This window comes from Halochromatium sp. NSM3 (assembly GCF_059621085.1).
This window is the reverse complement of sequence record NZ_JCAQIA010000007.1, coordinates 24,365-42,564: the sequence shown is the minus strand read 5'-3', so window position 1 is coordinate 42,564 and position 18,200 is coordinate 24,365. Positions and strand designations below refer to the sequence as shown.

General features: G+C 64.6%; 13 protein-coding genes and 1 pseudogene. 6 read left to right on the top strand and 8 right to left on the bottom strand.

The features are described from left to right. Positions 1-17 precede the first annotated feature (17 nt). Positions 18-1,079, bottom strand: coding sequence for an LPS export ABC transporter permease LptG (gene lptG / locus AC54T3_RS04780; protein ID WP_496622771.1), 1,062 nt, complete (start codon positions 1,077-1,079; stop codon positions 18-20). A 189-nt stretch (positions 1,080-1,268) separates the two neighbouring features. Between lptG and AC54T3_RS04775 the strand changes: the two genes are divergently transcribed. The 3 genes and pseudogenes from AC54T3_RS04775 to AC54T3_RS04765 all read left to right on the top strand — a co-directional run. Further along, positions 1,269-2,780: a leucyl aminopeptidase gene (locus tag AC54T3_RS04775; RefSeq protein WP_496622770.1), complete on the top strand. Its 1,512-nt coding sequence runs from the start codon at positions 1,269-1,271 to the stop codon at positions 2,778-2,780. A gap of 75 nt (positions 2,781-2,855) precedes the next feature. Continuing rightward, positions 2,856-3,308: a DNA polymerase III subunit chi gene (locus AC54T3_RS04770; RefSeq protein ID WP_496622768.1), complete on the top strand. Its 453-nt coding sequence runs from the start codon at positions 2,856-2,858 to the stop codon at positions 3,306-3,308. A gap of 100 nt (positions 3,309-3,408) precedes the next feature. Continuing rightward, positions 3,409-4,058: pseudogene (locus tag AC54T3_RS04765) on the top strand (AAA family ATPase); the annotation flags it as partial. 40 nt (positions 4,059-4,098) lie between these two features. Here the strand turns inward: AC54T3_RS04765 and AC54T3_RS04760 are convergent. Further along, positions 4,099-6,648 (bottom strand): penicillin-binding protein 1A, encoded by a 2,550-nt coding sequence (locus AC54T3_RS04760; protein ID WP_496622766.1) that lies wholly within the window; start codon positions 6,646-6,648, stop codon positions 4,099-4,101. 145 nt (positions 6,649-6,793) lie between these two features. On the opposite strand from AC54T3_RS04760, the gene AC54T3_RS04755 reads away from it, so the two are divergent. Then, positions 6,794-7,486: a TetR/AcrR family transcriptional regulator gene (locus tag AC54T3_RS04755; RefSeq protein WP_496622764.1), complete on the top strand. Its 693-nt coding sequence runs from the start codon at positions 6,794-6,796 to the stop codon at positions 7,484-7,486. A gap of 173 nt (positions 7,487-7,659) precedes the next feature. Beyond that, a complete protein-coding gene (locus AC54T3_RS04750; protein WP_496622763.1) occupies positions 7,660-8,139 on the top strand; it encodes an Hsp20 family protein in 480 nt (159 codons plus the stop codon). A gap of 265 nt (positions 8,140-8,404) precedes the next feature. Here AC54T3_RS04750 and hemW read toward each other — a convergent pair whose 3' ends face one another. From hemW to uvrD, 3 genes are read right to left on the bottom strand one after another with little or no spacing between them, the layout of a single operon-like run. Beyond that, the gene (hemW, locus tag AC54T3_RS04745; RefSeq protein ID WP_496622762.1) at positions 8,405-9,607 is read right to left on the bottom strand and encodes a radical SAM family heme chaperone HemW; all 1,203 of its coding nucleotides are present in this window, start codon (positions 9,605-9,607) and stop codon (positions 8,405-8,407) included. An 11-nt stretch (positions 9,608-9,618) separates the two neighbouring features. Next, entirely contained in the window at positions 9,619-10,701 is a 1,083-nt protein-coding gene (locus AC54T3_RS04740; protein WP_496622761.1) for a TRAP transporter substrate-binding protein, read from the bottom strand. Positions 10,702-10,736: 35 nt separating this feature from the next. Next, positions 10,737-12,977, bottom strand: a complete 2,241-nt coding sequence (gene uvrD / locus AC54T3_RS04735) for a DNA helicase II (protein WP_496622760.1) — start codon at positions 12,975-12,977, stop codon at positions 10,737-10,739. Positions 12,978-13,153: 176 nt separating this feature from the next. Between uvrD and hemE the strand changes: the two genes are divergently transcribed. Next, positions 13,154-14,221, top strand: a complete 1,068-nt coding sequence (gene hemE / locus AC54T3_RS04730) for a uroporphyrinogen decarboxylase (protein WP_496622759.1) — start codon at positions 13,154-13,156, stop codon at positions 14,219-14,221. Positions 14,222-14,268: 47 nt separating this feature from the next. On the opposite strand, the gene glmS is transcribed toward hemE, so the two are convergent. The 3 genes from glmS to AC54T3_RS04715 form a co-directional block, all read right to left on the bottom strand. Then, entirely contained in the window at positions 14,269-16,188 is a 1,920-nt protein-coding gene (glmS, locus tag AC54T3_RS04725) for a glutamine--fructose-6-phosphate transaminase (isomerizing) (protein ID WP_496622758.1), read from the bottom strand. Positions 16,189-16,201: 13 nt separating this feature from the next. Then, positions 16,202-17,569, bottom strand: coding sequence for a bifunctional UDP-N-acetylglucosamine diphosphorylase/glucosamine-1-phosphate N-acetyltransferase GlmU (gene glmU, locus AC54T3_RS04720; RefSeq protein WP_496622757.1), 1,368 nt, complete (start codon positions 17,567-17,569; stop codon positions 16,202-16,204). 182 nt (positions 17,570-17,751) lie between these two features. Further along, positions 17,752-18,177 carry a F0F1 ATP synthase subunit epsilon gene (locus tag AC54T3_RS04715; RefSeq protein ID WP_496622756.1) on the bottom strand — a complete coding sequence of 142 codons (426 nt, stop codon included), beginning with the start codon at positions 18,175-18,177 and terminating at the stop codon, positions 17,752-17,754. Positions 18,178-18,200 lie beyond the last annotated feature (23 nt).

The following is an 18,200-nucleotide window of genomic DNA, read 5'->3' as shown; positions in this document are numbered from 1 at the left end:
ATGTGTTCAACAGCGCCTCATCCAACGCGCCGCAGCACGATGAGTGCCCCAGTCGTAAACAGCAGCGGCGGCGCAAAGGCCGCAAGCGCCGGGCTCATCCCGTACAGCAACGCCAGATAGGTGAAGGTGCGACTGACGAGATAGAACAGGATACCCAGCGCAATGCCGATAAAGAGCTTGATCCCGGTGCTGCTGCTCCGGGCAGAACCCAGCAATACCGGGATGGCAACGAAGATCATCGCCAGGATCAACAGCGGTTGAACCAGCTTGGCCCAAAACGCGACCGCATGCGCGCCCGCATCCTGCTCGGTCCGCTGCATGTAGCGCAGATACCGATACAGCCCCCAAACCGACAACGCCTGCGGCTCGACGACGATCAATTCCAGCAGGCGCGGATTGAGCAGCGAGTCCCAACGCGCGCGCTCGACACGCTCCACCTCGACCCGATCGACGCCGATGCGACTGCGCTCGATATCCGTCAAGACCCACTGTCCCTCGCTGTAGCGGGCCTCGCGCGCATGCGTGGCGACGTTCAACCGATTGTCCTCGATCACGAAAAGATCGATATCGGACAACGCGGCCCCAGCCTCGATGCTTCGCACGTTGATGAAGGCATTACCATCGCGTGCCCATAGCCCTTGCCCGCTCATCTGCACGGCATCGTTGCTGCGTGCGCTCGCGCGCACGGCGATCGCATGCCGCTCGGCCGCTGGCGCCACCAACTCACCCACGGCCGTCGCGCCCACCGCCAGCAGCAGACCGCCCACCATCGCGCCGCGCACGATGCGCGCGATCGATAGGCCCGCCGCGCGCATCGCGACCAACTCCGAACGCGCGGCAAGCTGCCCGAGACCGATGAAAGCCCCGATCAGCGTCGCGATCGGAAACACCTGATACAGATAACGCGGCATCGAGAGGGTCACGAACCACAGCGCATCGCTCAGCGCGTAACCCCCGTCGCCCACCCCGCTGATCTCATCGGTGAGCACGAAGACCGCCAGCAACGGCATCAGTACCCCCAAAGCCAACAGCGTGCCACCGATCACGGCGCCGGCGAGATAGCGATCGAGGATAGGCAACGGCGCTCCACTCATGTCAGACAGGCGTGCGGGCAGGCTTTCAGACGACGTTTCAGGCGGGATGCCAGGCAAGCCGGCCATCACGAATGGCCTGCGGCGCGGACACCAAGACGATACCTGATAGACTTTTGAGCCTGATAGACTTGGGATAGTAACCCAAGCCCTCGCCCAGCCGCCTCAGGAGCTTCGATGCAATCCAAGATCACCAGCCAGGACCTGACCCAGGTCGAGACCCCGTGCCTGATCCTCGGCGTCTTCAGCGAGCGCCAGCTCTCCGATGCCGCCAAGACCATTGATGCCGCCAGCAACAGCGCCCTGACCGCAGTGCTCGAGCAGGGCGATCTCGACGGCAAGATCGGCGGCGCGCTGATGCTCTATGGCGTCGCTGGCGTCAACGCCAAGCGCCTGCTGCTGGTGAACTGCGGCAAGCACGAGGAATTCGACCGCGCCGCTTACGAGAAGGCGCTGAAGGCGGCGCTGTCGCGACTCGATGCCGCCCGCCTCGATCATGCCCTCTGCACACTCACAGCGCTCGAGCCGAACGGCATGGACACCTATCAATGTGTGCGCCACACGGTCCTGCTCGCCGCGCAGAGCGCCTATCGCTACACCGAGACCAAGAAACCCGCTACCGAGGCCGCAGCGCCACTCGCCGAACTCGACTGTTGGATTCAGGATGGCGCGCAGACCGAACTGGCCGAGCGCGGCGCCGCACAGGGCCTCGCCATCGCCGACGGCGTCGCGCTGGCGCGCGATCTCAGCAACCTGCCCGGCAACCTCTGCACCCCAAGCTATCTCGCCGATCAGGCCGTCGCGCTCACCGAGCATTCCGACAAGCTCCTGGTCGAGGTCCTCGAAGAGGACACCATGGCCGAACTCGGCATGGGCGCCCTGCTCTCGGTCAGCCGTGGCAGTCGGCAGCCGGCCAAGTTCATCATCATGCAGTACCGCGGCGGCCGCAATGACGACAAGCCCGTCGTACTCGTCGGCAAGGGACTCACCTTCGATGCCGGCGGCATCTCGATCAAGCCCGCCGAGGCGATGGACGAGATGAAGTACGACATGTGCGGCGGCGCGGGCGTGATCGGCGCGATGCGCGCGCTGTGCGACTTGGCGCTGCCGCTGAACGTCATCGGCGTGGTGCCGGCCTCGGAGAACCTGCCCGATGGCGCCGCCAACAAGCCCGGCGACATCGTCACCAGCCTCTCCGGGCAGACCATCGAGATCCTCAACACCGATGCCGAGGGCCGGCTGATCCTCTGCGACGCACTGACCTATGTCGAGCGCTTCGACCCGGCCCTGGTGATCGACATGGCCACCCTCACCGGCGCCTGCATCGTCGGCCTCGGCCGCCATCCGTCCGGGTTGTTCGCCAACGACGACGCCCTCGCCGAGGCCCTCACCCAAGCCGGCGAGACCAGCGCCGACCGCGTCTGGCGCCTGCCGCTCTGGGACGATTACCAGCAGCAGCTCGACAGCAACTTCGCCGACATGGCCAACGTTGGCGGCCGCGACGGCGGCGCCATCACCGCCGCCTGCTTCCTCTCGCGCTACACCAAGGCCTACACCTGGGCGCATCTGGACATCGCCGGTACCGCCTGGCTCACTGGCAAAGAGAAGGGCGCGACCGGGCGACCGGTGCCGCTGCTGAGCCAATTCCTGCTCGATCGGGCCGGTCAGAGCCAAGGCGAGGGCGTCTGAATCACCGCGCGACAGCCGCCAGCGGCATCACAGCCGCTGCGCTGTCGGTGCCACCGCTATGGAGGTGCCGCCCTGATGACCCGAGTCGACTTCTACATCCTCAAGGACGGCAGCCGCAGCGATCGCTTCGGACTCACCTGTCGTCTGGTCGAGCGCATCCGCAAGCGCGCGCCTGACGATGCCAAGCCGCCACGCGTGCTCATCTACTGCCCGGACGCACGCCAGGCGCGTCACCTCGATCGGCTGCTGTGGAGCTTCCGCGAAGACAGCTTCCTCCCGCATGGGCTGGTCGGCGAGACCGATGCGGCGCTCACCCCCATCCTGATCAGCAGCGACGGTCGACCCGAGGAGGAAAATCAGGTGCTGATCAACCTCAGCCCCAGCGCCGAGGTTCCGGCGTTCCACAGCCGCTTCGAGCGCCTGTGCGAGCCGCTCGACCATGACCCCGAGATCCGCCAAGCGGGCCGCAAACGCTACCTCTTTTACCGCGACGGCGGTCATCCACTGGCGCATCATGAGGTTAGATGAGGGCTTGGGCTCGACAATCTTCGACCGCTATATTGAGGCAACGCATCACGTGAGCACCGGGAGCTGAGATGCTTCCATTTTGCACAATCGAGCCAAGCCCATGCCCCGCCAACGGTTACCGATCGGCATCCAGACCTTCCGCGTGATCCGCGAAGGCGGCTATTACTATGTCGACAAGACCGGCTTCGCGCTGCGGCTGATCGACGAGGGGAACTTATTACTTCCTCTCGCGCCCGCGCCGCTTCGGCAAGAGCCTGTTCTTGGATACGCTCGCCGAGCTATTCAGCGGTCATCAGGCGCTGTTCGAGGGGCTGGAAGCTTATGACCGCTGGGATTGGTCGAGACGCTTCCCGGTCATCCGCCTCAGCTTCGGCGGCGGTGTTGTTGGGAATCCGGCAGAACTGGAGGGCAAGATCTGCGAGCAGCTCGACCTCAATCAGCAGGCGCTCGGCATCCGTTGCACTCAGTCCAGCGTTAGCGGTTGCTTTGCCGAGCTGATCCGCAAGGCGCATGCCGCAACCGGCGAGCGGGTGGTGGTGCTGGTCGATGAATACGACAAGCCAATCCTCGACAACTTGACCAATCCGGAGACCGCGCGAGCGATGCGCGACGGGCTGCGTAATCTCTATTCGGTGATCAAGGATTCCGACGCCCATATCCGCTTCGCCTTCCTCACCGACCTGGTACAACGGCTACAACTGGCGCGGCGAGGCGGTCTGCAACCCCTTCGATGTCCTGCTGTTGTTTAAAAGGACTGCTTCATTCACTGCCGCATAGGCAGCTCAGAAAACTAGAACAACTCATCAAGCATCCGGGGCGCAGTGCGCCGTCGCTGCTGCGGCGGCGCCTCTTGTTTCGAGTACCGCACCGGGTCCGGCCCCAGAGTCATGAGTCGATACTCGTCGCGGATATATTCGATGCGGCTATTACTGCGCGATTGCGTCACCTCACCACTGTGCAGGCTGATGCGCACCGGCACCATCCCCTCGGGGCGCTTGATGGTCGCGACCGGGAGGTCAGCCAGGGCCTCCTCCATGAAATCGATCCAGATCCCAAGCGCGGCAGTCCCGCCCCACTCGCCGCGCCCGAGCGGGCTGTTGTCATCGCGACCCACCCATGCGACCGCCATGAGCTGGGGCTGATAACCAGCGAACCAGGAGTCGCGCGACTCATTGGTGGTGCCCGTCTTGCCGGCGATATCCTCGCGTTTCAGGCGCCGTGCGCGGGTCGCGGTCCCCGATTGAATCACGTCCTTCAGCATGGAGTCGATGTTGTAGGCGATGCGCGGATCGATCACGCGCGGAGCGCGCGGATCATCGGAGGCGCCAATCGGCAGCACCTGGGCCGCATCCACATCGGCGTCGATCCAGCACGTCATGCAGGCGCGTAACGGCTGCGCCTCGAACAGCCGTTGACCCTGCGCATCTTCGATCCGCTCGATCAGATAGGGTTGCACCCGATAGCCACCATTGGCGAATACGGCAAAACCCCGCGCCAGCTCGAGCGGGGTCACCGAGCCCGAGCCCAAGGCCATCGACAGATCCGGCGGGATGGTCTCGGGCGCGAAACCGAAGTGTTGGATGTACTCACGGGCGTAATCGACGCTCATTCGATCAACTAAATTGACCACGGCAAGATTGCGCGACTTTGTTAAGGCGACGCGGATGCGGATTGGCCCCATGAACTTCCCATCCGCGTTCTTCGGTCGCCACATGCCACCGGCCGAAGGCATCTCGAAGCGTTCATCCTTGACCAGGCTCGCGGGCGTATAGCCCTTTTCCAGGGCCGCCGCATAGACGAAGGGCTTGAAGGTCGAGCCGGGTTGACGCCTCGCATCCACGGCCCGATTGAACTTACTCCACTCGAAGGCATAGCCGCCGGAGAGGGCGCGGATGGCGCCATCCTCGGGCGCCAGCGCCACCAGCGCGCCGCCCACCTTGGGCACCTGCGCCAATCGCCAATCGCCGTCCTCGGTCTGCCGCAGCCGAATCACATCGCCGACGGCCACGGCATCGGTGACGCGACGCGGCGCCGCTCCGCGCGCGTTCTCGGTCCTGAACCGCCGCGCCCACTTGACCTGCGCCAGCTCGAGACCGCGCGTCTCGCCCTGCCCTAGGTAGACTTCGGCGCGCGACGCCGAGGCACTGACCACGATCCCCACCGGCAACCCGGGGACGCGCGGACGCTCGGCAAGGAGCGCGTCTAGTGCCTCATGGGTCTTGGCGCCGACATGCTCAACCTGCGCCTCCGGGCCATGGTAGCCATGGCGCTCGTTGTACGCTCTGAGCCCCTTGCGCAGCGCCGCATCGGAGGCGCGTTGCAGCCCTGCGTCGACCGTGGTATAGACGCGTAAGCCGAGACGGTAGGCATCCTCCTGACCGTAGCGCTCGACCACCTCTTGGCGCGCCATCTCGGCGAGATAATCGGCACGCAGCTCGATCGCGGGGATATAGCGTTTTGCGCTCAAGGGCGCGGTGCTCGCGAGCAGGAAGTCGGTGTCGTCGATATAGCCAAACGCGTGCATGCGCTCGAGGATGTAATCGCGGCGCTCAAGTGCTCGCTCGGGATTGGAGAGCGGGTTGTTCGCCGAGGGCGCTTTCGGCAAACCCGCGAGCATCGCCATCTCCGCCACCGTCAGTTGATCGAGTGATTTCTGGTAATAGAACTCGGCGGCGGCCGCGACCCCGTAGGCGCGATGGCCGAAGAAGATCTTGTTGAGATAAAGGCTCAGGATCTCGTCCTTGCTCAACCGGGCCTCTAGATTCCAGGCGAGCATGATCTCGATCAGCTTGCGCTTGACCGTCTTCTCGCGGGTCAGGAAGAAGTTGCGCGCCACCTGCATCGTGATGGTGCTGCCACCCTGGGTCGCCTCGCCGCTTTTGGCCACGCTCACCGCCGCGCGCGTCAAGCCGATCGCATCGATCCCGTCATGGGTGAAAAAACGGCTATCCTCGGCGGAGATGAAGGCCTTGATCAGCAGCGGCGGGATCTGCTCGATCGCCACCGCGCGCCGACGCTGCACGCCGAACTCGGCCATCAGCGCGCCATTGGCGGCGAAGATGCGCAGCGGTTCCTCGAACTTGACCTCGGTCAGCGCTTCGATCGGCGGCACCTCGGCCTCGAGCGCCTGCACCACCACCGCCGCCGCGAAGACGCCGATCACGGCCAGATCGAACGGCATCGCCAGGCCCGCCTTGACCAGACGCGCGAGCCAGTCGAGGATGCCGAGCACCGGCCCGGTAGGCTGCCGGCGGCGGCGGCCTTTTCGGGGTGCCGCAGGTGGGCGTTGGGTGCGTGCTTGCGCCGTGCCGGAGCGGTCCGAACCGTGGCGATCTGGCACGTTATGGTCGTTATCCAACCGACTCGACCTCGTCGCAAAGGGTCCGTGGTGAGAAGAGAAACAAACCGATGGAGTTTACACGAAGCCCTCGGTCATCATGCTCGGTGTTCTAAAATAATGACGCCGAGCAGCCGAGGAGACTGTCTTGCCGGACACCGAACCCACGCATAACACACGCGAGCGCCTGCTGCAGGCGGCACTCGAGGTCTTTGCCGAGCACGGCTATCGCGCCGCCACCATCCGCGAGATCTGTGGGCGTGCCGAGGCCAACGTGGCCGCCGTGCATTACCACTTTGGCGACAAACGAAGCCTCTATGAAGCGATCTACGGGCGCTTGTTCGAGACCCTGCGCGCGCGCCGAACCGCCTTTCTGCCACCCGATGCCCCACCCGAGCAACGCCTGCGTGTGCATATTCAGGCCCTGCTCGAGGAATTCCTGCGTTGCGACAACGACAGCGAAGGACAGGTTCGACCAAGCACGCTGTTTTTCAACGAGATGATGCGCCCGACCGAGGTGCTCGACCGGATCGTCGCCGAGCACCTCGAGCCAGACGCGCGCGAGCTGTACGAGATCGTCGCCACGCTCCTCGAGACCCGCACCAACGATCCATTGACCATCGACTGTGCCGCAAGCGTGATCGGACAGATCCTCTACTATCATCACGCCACGCCGATCATCTCGCGCCTGCATCCGGATCGCCCGCCCGTTGCCGAACGCCTCGACGCGCTCGTCGAGCAGATCTGGCTATTCTCGCTCGGCGGTATCGAACAGGCCAAGCAGGCCCGCGCGGCGCTCAAGCAGCCGCCGTTCGAAGACGCCTCCGATCAGGGATGCTAAGGCCGTCGGGCCAAGCCAGCAGGAAAGATGACAATTTATCCATGTTGGCTTGCAAAACCAGCAAGCTGTATTACTTTACATAACGCGGACGGCCAACTCGGCGTTCGCACTGAAACCGGCGGTTCCTCGGGAACGCCAACCCCAACCATATTGCTCATTTGGAGAATATGCAGATGACAACCATCGACTTCTCACCCCTGTTCCGTTCCATGATCGGCTTCGACCGGATGGCGCCCTCGCTCGAAAATGCGTTTCGCAACGAGGCCGGCGGCTATCCGCCCTACAACGTCGAGGTCGAGGACGAGAACAAGTACCGCATCACCATGGCGGTAGCGGGCTTCGCCGAGGGCGACCTGGGTCTCGAGACCAAGGAGAATCTGCTCACGGTGACCGGCTCGCGCCAGCAGAATGACGACGAAGACTCGCGGCGCTACCTCTATCGCGGTATTGCAACCCGCAGCTTCGAGCGTCGCTTCCAGCTCGCCGACTATGTGAAGGTGGTCGACGCAAGGCTCGAGAACGGGCTGCTGCACATCGACTTGGTGCGTGAGGTGCCGGAGGCCATGAAGCCGCGCAAGATCGAGATTCGCGGTGACAATGGTCACTACATCGAAGGCACCAGCACTCAGGAAGAGACGCGCGCCGCCGCCTGAGTGCGGTCGCCGCGCTGACCTCACTCGGCTGGCCTACGCGGCCAGCCCAGCAGGTTAGCGCCAGCGGTGACTGAACCAAAGGCCGAGCCATCGCTCGGCCTTTTTTCGTTGGGACATCTTCATCCTGAACACCCTAGCCCTGTTCGCTGTTCAGCAGCCATTCGAGCACAGAACTTAGCCGCCACGATTCAGATTTCAGAAACCGTCTGGAAATGCTGCATTGGGCACCCCAGAAGCCATTCAAGCTCGCAACTCAGCCTCCTTCTCAGGCAGAAAAACCCGCAATCAGATCGTTCAAGAACGCGAGACCGTGCACGGTTGGGCGGATCACGACCGGGTTTGCAGCTCCAGTGTCAACGCGCGACACCAGCCCAAGCTCCGCTGCGGCACGCAAGCCGGGTGCAAGGGCGTCTGCGCTCAGCCCGGTATTGCGCTCGAAGTCCGCCGCCGTGAAGCCCTCGACCAGCCGAAAGGCATTGAGCGCGAACTCCTCGATCAGATCCTGCTCCGAGAGGGTCCGCACGGAGCTTGTCGGGTCACCCGCCTTCAGATAGGCATCCGGGTGACGCCTCTTCGCCCGGCGTTCGACCGTCCCCGATCTCGCATCGCTCAACTTCCCATGCGCCCCGGCGCCGATGCCCAGATAATCTCCAAACCGCCAGTAGTTCAGGTTGTGGCGACAACGAGCGCCCGGCCGCGCGAAGGCCGAGATCTCGTAGCGCTCGAAACCCGCCGCCGCCAACTGCTCGAACCCCTGCTGCTGGATCGCATCGGCCAGATCAGGATCAGGCACCGCGGGCGGGTGCTGATAGAACGCGGTGTTCGGCTCCAGCGTCAGCTCGTAATAGGAGAGGTGCGTGGGTGCGAGCGCGATCAGCCGTTGCACATCGTCGCGCGCGGCCGCTAGATCCTGTCCAGGCAGTGCGAACATCAGGTCCAGATTGAGGTTACTGATCCCGGCCGCGCGCGCCGCCGCGACCGCGCACAGCGCATCGGCGCTCGCATGTATCCGCCCGAGCCGTTCAAGCGACCTGTCGCTCATCGACTGTACCCCGATCGAGAGCCGATTCACCCCGGCCTCGGCATAGCCCGCGAAATGCGCGGCATCGACCGCGCCCGGATTGGCCTCCAGCGTCACTTCGGCGTCATCCGCGACCACGAACCGCGACCTGATCCCGTCGAGCAGACGACGCATCGCCGCGCCCGAGAATAGGCTTGGCGTGCCGCCGCCGATGAAGATCGAGATCAGTGGCCGATCCCGATCAGACGTGGTTGCGACCCGCGCGCGCTCGGCATCAAGGTCGCGCAGCAAGGCGTCGATGTAGGCGGCCTCGGGAATCCCATCTCGCAGCACATGCGAATTGAAATCGCAATACGGGCATTTGCGCACGCACCAAGGCAGATGCACATACAGGGCCAGCGGCGGCGGCCCGATCACGATCAGACGCCGCACCGCCCGGGCGGACATCCCGGCATCGCTCAACCCTTGAGCTGATCGCGTGCCCGCAGATAGACCAAATCAGAGATCGCGCTCCAGTCCCTAGCGTTGGTGAGGAATTTTTGATAGGACGCAAAGGTCTTGCGCGAGAAGGCATCCTTCTCGGCGATCTCGGCGACCACCTCGTTGGCGATCGTGCGCAGCTTGAGCAGCACATCATCGGGATATTGGCGCAGCTCGACCCCGTGCTCATCAAGCAGCGTCTGCAACGCAGTCGGATTGCGCGCCGCGTACTCGGCCAGCATGTCCTGATTCACCACCTTGCAGGCGTTCAGCACGATCGCCTGCAAGTCATCCGGCAGCGCATCAAAGACCTCCTTGTTGATCATGGCCTCGAGCGTGGTGCCTGGCTCGTGCCAGCCTGGGTAGTAATAGTATTTGGCTGCCTTGTAGAGTCCGAACGCAAGATCGTTATAGGGACCGACCCATTCGGTCGCATCGATGGCCCCGGACTGCAGCGAGGTAAAGAGTTCACCACCGGGCAAGCTCACCGGGGTACCGCCAGCGCGCTTGAGCACCTCGCCGCCGAGCCCTGGGATGCGCATCTTCAGGCCCTTCAGATCCTCGACCGACCCGATCTCCTTGTTGAACCAACCGCCCATCTGCACGCCGGTATTCCCGGCCGCCGCCGGCACCAATCCGAACCGCGCGTAGAGTTCGCGCCACAGCTCCATACCACCGCCATGGTAGAGCCAGCCGTTCATCTCCGGTCCAGTCAACCCAAACGGCACGCTGGAGAAGAACTGCGCTGCCTCGCTCTTGCCCTTCCAGTAATAGGCCGAGCCGTGGCCCATCTGCGCAGTCCCGCGCGAGACCGCGTCGAAAACCTCGAAGGCCGGCACCAGCTCGCCGGCGCCATAGACCTTGACCTCGACACGCCCGCCGCTCATCTGCCCGATCAGTTCAGCCAGATGATTGGCCCCGGTGCCGAGGCCCGGGAAATTCTTTGGCCAAGTGGTGACCATCTTCCAGCGATGCTCGGCCTTGGCTGCGGCTGGCTTCACGCCAGCCCCCAAGGCGAGGGTTGCGGCTCCGGCTCCAGTGAGTAAGGCTCGGCGTTGCATTGCGGACTCCTCTGTCGTGCGGTGTGATCAAGCGTTCAGTCGGCTGGCTCCAAACGCGCATAGTCGAGCACCAGCCACTTTGCGCCAGCCGACTCGAAATTGACCTGGATACGGGCGCCGGCGCCGCGACCTTCTGCGTTCAAGACCACGCCGCAGCCAAATTTTGGATGGCGCACACGCTGCCCGAGCTTGAACCCACCGCCAGCATCGGCGCCACGCGCGCTGGCTCCGGCGCCGGCGCCGAGGCCGACTTTGGCGGCGCCACCGGACGGCCGCTTGCCCTTGCCCCCACCGCCACGCACCTCCTCGATCAGCTCGGCCGGCACCTCGCGCAGGAAGCGCGACGGCATGGGGTATTCCTCGCGCCCGTGCAGCCGGCGGCTCTCGGCATGGGTCAGATAGAGCTGGCGCTTGGCGCGCGTGATGCCGACGTAGCATAGGCGCCGCTCTTCCTCGAGTCGGACTGGATCACTGGCCGACATGCTGTGCGGAAACAGCCCCTCCTCGACTCCGGTGATGAACACCAGCGGGAACTCCAGCCCCTTGGCGCTGTGCAAGGTCATCAGCTGCACGCTGTCCTCGAAGCCGTCGGCCTGCGCATCACCGGCCTCGAGCGCGGCATGCGCGAGAAAGCTGCCGAGGAGATCGCCCTCGTCGTTCGGCGCCTCGGCGGCGAAGCGGCGCGTGGCCTCGACCAACTGCTCCAGGTTCTCCAGTCGTTCGATGCCGCGCCCGTCCTTGTTCTTCTCGTAATGGACCGGCAGGCCACTCGCTTTCAGCACCTCGGCGACCAGATCCGGCAGTTCCAGATCCAGCGCTTGCTTCTGCTCTTGCCCCTGCTCTTGCTCGCCTGCGGCGCGCGTTGCCAGCCGCTGGATGAGTTCGATGAAGCCGCGCAGCGCGCCCGTCGCCCGCGCCGGCAACAGGGCCTGATTGACCGCTGCCCGCGCCGCCTGCCAGAGCGTGCTGCCGTCGGCGCGTGCCTGGGTGCGCAATAGATCGACGGTGCGCGCGCCAATCCCGCGCGGCGGCAGATTGACGATGCGCTCGAAGGCGGTGTCGTCGGCAGGATTGCCGATCAGGCGCAAATAGGCCAGCGCATCCTTGATCTCGGCGCGCTCGAAGAAACGCTGACCGCCATAGACCCGATACGGGAGACCGGCCTGGATCAGCGCCTCCTCGAACAGCCGCGACTGCGCCGTGGTGCGATAGAGGATGGCGCAATCGCTGCGCGCGAGCCCTTCCTCCTGGCTCGCGCGGCGGATGCGCTCGACGACGAAGCGCGCCTCATCGATCTCGTTGAAGGCGGCATAGCGGCGGATCAGCTCGCCGGCACTGTCCTCGGTCCAGAGGTTCTTGCCGAGCCGACTCGGGTTGTTCGCAATTAGCGCGTTGGCGGCACCGAGGATGGTGCTGGTCGAGCGATAGTTTTGCTCCAAGCGCACGATCTGCGTGTTCGGATAGTCGCGCTGGAAGCTCTGGATGTTCTCGACCCGCGCGCCGCGCCAGCCGTAGATCGACTGATCGTCATCGCCGACCAAGAACAGGTTGTCTCGGTCACCCGCCAGCAACCGCAGCCAGGCGTATTGAATGGCATTGGTGTCCTGAAACTCATCGACCAGGATGTGCGCGAAACGCTCGCGGTAGTGATGCAGGATGTCCGGTCGATCCCGCAGCAGCTCATGCGCGCGCAGCAGCAGATCGGCGAAGTCGAGGCTGCCAGCTTTGTCGCAGGCCTCCTGATAGGCACGGTAGATGCGCAGCATCTGCTCCTGGAAGAAATCCCCGCCCGCATCGATGTGCTTGGGGCGGCGGCCTTCGTCCTTCTGGCTGTTGATGAAGCCTTGCGCCTGACGCGGCGGCCAGCGCGACTCATCCAGCTCCAGCGCCTTCAACGTGCGCTTCACCAGCCGGAACTGATCATCCGAATCCAGAATCTGGAACTGCTGCGGCAGCCCGGCATCCTGCCAATGCGCGCGCAGGAAGCGATGCGCCAGCCCGTGAAAGGTGCCGACCCACATGCCGCCGACCGGATCGCCGAGCATCTCCTGGATACGGCCCTTCATCTCGCGCGCGGCTTTGTTGGTGAAGGTGACGGCCAAGATGCGCCAAGAGCGCACGTCTTGGACCTGCAGCAGCCAAGCGATGCGGTGGACCAACACCCGGGTCTTGCCGGAGCCGGCACCGGCCAGCACCAGGCGATTGCCGGCATCGGCGGTGACGGCCTCGCGCTGGGCCGGGTTCAGGGGATCGAGAATATGAGAGATATCTTCCATCGCGCGATTGTAACCGCAGCCCCTGCCGTTTTCCGCAGTCAATAGCGGCTGACGGACCGCAGCCGTTTGCGGCACGTCAGCTGCATCCCCGCATCCGCCCCTGACAGCATCCGAACCGGCGTAGTATCCTGCCCGCGACAACAACACCCACCCACCACCGCTGCCGGAACCTGCCTGTGACCGAGCTCAAAAACGACACCTTCCTGCGCGCGCTGATGCGCGAGCCCGTCGATTACACCCCTGTCTGGATGATGCGCCAAGCCGGCCGTTATCTGCCCGAGTACCGCGAGACGCGCGCCAAGGCCGGCAGCTTCATGGATCTATGCCGCGCCCCCGAGCTGGCTTGCGAGGTCACCATCCAACCGCTCGAGCGTTTTCCGCTCGATGCCGCGATCCTGTTCTCGGACATCCTCACCATCCCCGACGCGATGGGCCTCGGCCTCTCCTTCGCCGAAGGCGAGGGGCCTCAGTTCGCGCGTCCGGTGCGCAGCGCCGCCGATATCGACGCCATTGCAGTGCCCGACCCTGAGGACGAGCTGCGCTATGTGATGGACGCGGTCGCGCTGATCCGCAAGGAACTCGACGGGCGAGTGCCACTGATCGGCTTCTCGGGCGCGCCCTGGACCCTGGCCACCTACATGATCGAGGGCGGCAGCACCAAGAACTTCGCCCACAGCAAGGCGCTGATGTTCGATCAGCCCAACCTGATGCACAAGCTGCTCGGTAAGGTTGCCGAATCGGTCACCAGCTACCTGAACGCCCAGATCGCGCGCGGCGCCCAGGCGGTGATGGTGTTCGACACCTGGGGCGGCGTGCTCGCGCCCTCCGACTTCCGCGAGTTCTCGCTGCGCTACATGGAGCGCATCGTCGAGGGGCTCACGCGCGAGGCCGATGGCCGCCGTGTGCCGGTGGTGCTGTTCGCCAAAGGCGCTGGCCAATGGCTCGACCGCATGGCCGAGACCGGCTGCGACGCGCTCGGCGTCGACTGGACCACCGATCTGGCCGATGCCCGCAAGCTGGTGCGCGACAAGGTCGCCCTGCAAGGCAACCTCGACCCCTGCACCCTCTACGCCTCACCCGAGCGCATCCAGCGCGAGGTTGGCCGCGTGCTCGCCAGCTACGGCCGCGGCAGCGGTCATGTCTTCAACCTCGGTCACGGCATCCATCCGGACGTCAACCCCGACCACGCTGCCGCCATGGTCGAGGCCGTGCATGAGCAGAGCCGGCCGTATCACGCGGGTTGAGAAGCGTCCCATCCCCAAGTTCCTCGGCCGAAGACCTCAGGCCGAGGCTACTCCACCGTCACCGATTTCGCCAGATTACGCGGCTGATCGACATCGGTGCCCTTGAGCACGGCGACGTGATAAGCCAAGAGTTGTAGCGGGATGGTAAAGACCAGCGGGTCGATGAGGTCGTCGGTCTCGGGCACGCGGATGATGGTCACGCCCGGGTCTTCCTGGAACGGCACCTGATTGTCGGCAAACACATAGAGCTGACCGCCGCGCGCGCGAACCTCCTCAAGGTTGGATTTGAGCTTCTCGAGCAAGGCATTGTTAGGCGCGACCACGACGACGGGCATGTCCTCGTCGATCAGCGCGAGCGGGCCGTGCTTGAGTTCACCCGCCGGATAGGCCTCGGCATGGATGTAGGAGATCTCCTTGAGCTTGAGCGCGCCTTCCATCGCGATCGGATAGGCCTCGCCGCGGCCAAGAAACAGGCAGTGGTGTTTCTCGACGAACTGCTCGGCGAGCGCGGCCACCTCGTCATTGAGCGCCAGCACGCGCTCGAGCTGCGCCGGCAGCGAGCGTAATAGCTCCGCCTGGCGGGCGGCGTGAGCCTTTTCATCGCGCGGCTTACCCTGATACAGGGTATCTTGATCACACTGACCCGCACCACCCTGGCGAGACGCATCAGCCTGATCGCCGATGCTCGTCCGATGCAGACGCGCCAGCGTCAGCGTCAACAACAGCAGCGCGACCAACTGCGTGGTGAAGGCCTTGGTCGAAGCAACACCGATCTCGGGCCCGGCACGGGTCAGCAGCACCAGATCGGACTCGCGCACCAGGCTGCTTTCCGGCACATTGCAGATCGCGAGCGTAGTCGCATAACCACTCTCCTTGGCGATACGCAACGCGGCCAAGGTATCGGCGGTCTCGCCTGATTGCGAGAGGGTGACGAACAGTGAGTCCTTTGGGACCACGTGTTGGCGATAGCGATACTCGCTAGCGACCTCGACGTTGCAGGGCAGACCGACCAGGGCTTCGATCCAATAGCGCGCGACCAAACCGGCGTGGAAGCTGGTGCCGCAGGCGACGATGGTGACCGCCTGGGCGGCGGCAAAGATGCGCTCGGCGTCGACGCCAAAGGCCTCGGGCAGGACGCCTTCGCTGCTCAGTCGGCCTTCCAGGGTGTCGGCCACGGCGCGCGGCTGCTCGAAGATCTCCTTCTGCATGAAATGGCGATACTGGCCGCGTTCGGCCGAGTCCGCCGCCACCGAGGACTCGCGCAACGGGCGTTCGACCCGCTCGCCCTGGGCGTTCCAGATGCTGAGCCGATCGCGGCGCAGCTCGGCGACATCGCCTTCCTCGAGAAAGATGAAGCGGTTGGTGACCGGCAGCAGCGCGAAGACGTCCGAGGCGATGAAGTATTCCTGGAAGCCAACGCCGATGACCAGCGGACTGCCTTGGCGCGCGGCGACCAAGCGATCCGGGTAGTGGGTGTCGATGACCCCGAGCGCATAGGCGCCATCCAGCCGCGCGATGGTGTCGCGCAGCGCGTCGGCCAGCTCATGGCCGGCCTCGAGCGCATCATGGATCGCATGCACCACCACCTCGGTATCGGTCTGCGAGCTGAACACATGGCCGGCAGCCATCTGCTCGCGCCGCAGTAGTTCATGGTTCTCGATGATGCCGTTGTGGACCAGCGCGCAGCGCTGGCGCGCCATGTGCGGATGCGCGTTCTGGGTGGAGGGCTCGCCGTGTGTGGCCCAACGCGTGTGGGCGATGCCCAGGGTTCCCGCGAGCGGTTGTTCATCGTGCGCGGCGCTGAGCTGAGCGACCTTTCCCAGGGTACGCAAACGACCGATCTTGCCGTCCGGATCGAGCACCGCCAATCCGGCCGAATCATAGCCACGGTATTCGAGTCGCCGCAGCCCTTCGAGCAGGATCGGTGAGACGGGACGATGGGCGATAGCGCCGACGATGCCGCACATGATGGGAAGTCCTCTAGTGTTCGCCCTTCTTCGGCCGCTCCCAGCCCGGGATGGTCGTCTGGGGTGCGCGCGTCAGCGTCAATTGATCGGCGGGCGCGACACGGCTAATGACCGATCCCGCGCCGATGGTGGCGCCGGCGCCAACGCTCACCGGCGCGACCAAGGCCGTGTTGGAGCCGATGAAGGCGCCATCACCAATCTGGGTGAGGTGCTTGTTGGCACCATCGTAATTGCAGGTAATAGTACCCGCGCCGATGTTGGCGCCAGCACCGATCTCGGCATCACCGATATAGCTCAGGTGATTGATCTTAGTGCCGGCATCGATGCGCGACTTCTTGACCTCGACGAAGTTGCCGATGTGGCAATCGACGCCGATCTCGGCCTCGGGTCGGAGACGGGCAAAGGGCCCGATACGGGCTCCGGCACCGATCGTGGCACCCTCGATGATCGAATGCGCCAACACCTCGACGCCCGCGCCGATGGTGCAATTCTTGAGCAGGCAATGTGGGCCGATGCGCGTGTTGGCGCCGATCCGCACCCGCCCCTCGCAGACCAGGTTCACGTCCAGCACCACATCCTGATCGCAGATCAACGAGCCGCGCACATCGAGCCGCTCCGGGTCGACGACGGTGGTTCCATCGAGCATCAGTTGATTGGCCAGGGCGCGCTGATAATAGCGCTCGAGCGTCGCGAGCTGGGCGCGATCATTGATACCGGCCACCTCTTCCAGGGTCTCCGGCTGGGTCGTGGCGACCTCGACGCCATCGCCGACGGCGAGCCCGATGACGTCGGTGAGATAGTATTCGTGCTGCACATTGTCGTTGCCGATGCGCCCGAGCCACGCGGACAGGCTCGCCTGTTCAGCGACAATGATGCCGGTATTGACCTCGGTGATCGCGCACTCGGCGGTGCTCGCATCCTTTTGCTCGACGATACGCAAGACCCGCTCGCTCTTATCGCGCACGATACGACCGTAGCCGCTGGGATCGGCAAGCTGCATGGTCAGCAGCCCGAGCTTGGTACTGGCCGTGTCATCGACCAGTCGATTGAGGGTTTCGGGCTCGATCAGCGGCACGTCGCCGTAAAGCACCAGCACCCGATCCATGCCTGCCATGGCGGGCATGGCTTGGAGCACGGCGTGACCAGTGCCCAACCGCTCCTGTTGCTCGACCCAGGTGGCCTTAACCTCGGGAAAGGCGGCCGGAACCTGCTGGCCACCATGGCCATAGACGACACAGATTTGCGCCGCGCCGAGTGCCGCCGCCGCATCCAGCACATGCCCCAACAGCGGGCGCCCGGCGAGTGGATGCAACACCTTCGGCAACGCGGAGCGCATCCGCGTACCCTTGCCAGCCGCGAGAACAATGACACCAAGCTTCATCCATTCCTCCGCGAAAAATCTCGCCCCTGAGGGCGAGGGCGTTTGAGCAGGAGCCTGCACCTGGCTGGATCATAACCTAGCAGCGAAGCGCGGAGCCGTTGCATTTTCCACCGCAAAAAACGCAAAACCCCCGCGCGCAGGCAGGGGTTGGCCATCAGGAACTCAACGCGAACGGGCCGAGATCAGCCGCCTCTCATCTTACGCAGCTTCTCGATCGCGCGCAGTTGGGCGATCGCCTCGGCCAGTTCAGCCTGGGCCTTGGCGTACTCGAACTCGGCGGTCTGACCGGCGAGCGCATCCTCGGCGCGCCGCTTGGCCTCGAAGGCCTTCGCCTCATCGAGATTCTCGGCCCGAATCGCGGTATCCGCGAGCACGGTGACGATGTCGGGTTGCACCTCGAGCATTCCACCGGAGACGTAGAAGTGCTCCTGCTTGCCCTGCTCGTCCTCGACCCGCACGTCACCGGGCTTGAGCCGAGTAATCAGCGGCGCGTGACGCGCCGCAATACCTAGCTGGCCCATCTCGCCAGGGGCGTAGAGCATCGACGCAGGCCCGGAGTGGATGGCCCCCTCCGCGCTGACGATGTCGACTTGTACGGTCTTTGCCATGGTTCAGGCCCTCCGTAACCGCC

Bases quoted from the DNA above. Each gene is read 5' to 3' on its own strand.
- AC54T3_RS04775 (WP_496622770.1), top strand. From the start codon at position 1,269: ATGCAATCCAAGATCACCAGCCAGGACCTGACCCAGGTCGAGACCCCG.
- AC54T3_RS04770 (WP_496622768.1), top strand. From the start codon at position 2,856: ATGACCCGAGTCGACTTCTACATCCTCAAGGACGGCAGCCGCAGCGAT.
- AC54T3_RS04750 (WP_496622763.1), top strand. From the start codon at position 7,660: ATGACAACCATCGACTTCTCACCCCTGTTCCGTTCCATGATCGGCTTC.
- hemW (WP_496622762.1), bottom strand. From the start codon at position 9,607: ATGTCCGCCCGGGCGGTGCGGCGTCTGATCGTGATCGGGCCGCCGCCG.
- AC54T3_RS04740 (WP_496622761.1), bottom strand. From the start codon at position 10,701: ATGCAACGCCGAGCCTTACTCACTGGAGCCGGAGCCGCAACCCTCGCC.
- uvrD (WP_496622760.1), bottom strand. From the start codon at position 12,977: ATGGAAGATATCTCTCATATTCTCGATCCCCTGAACCCGGCCCAGCGC.
- glmS (WP_496622758.1), bottom strand. From the start codon at position 16,188: ATGTGCGGCATCGTCGGCGCTATCGCCCATCGTCCCGTCTCACCGATC.
- glmU (WP_496622757.1), bottom strand. From the start codon at position 17,569: ATGAAGCTTGGTGTCATTGTTCTCGCGGCTGGCAAGGGTACGCGGATG.
- AC54T3_RS04715 (WP_496622756.1), bottom strand. From the start codon at position 18,177: ATGGCAAAGACCGTACAAGTCGACATCGTCAGCGCGGAGGGGGCCATC.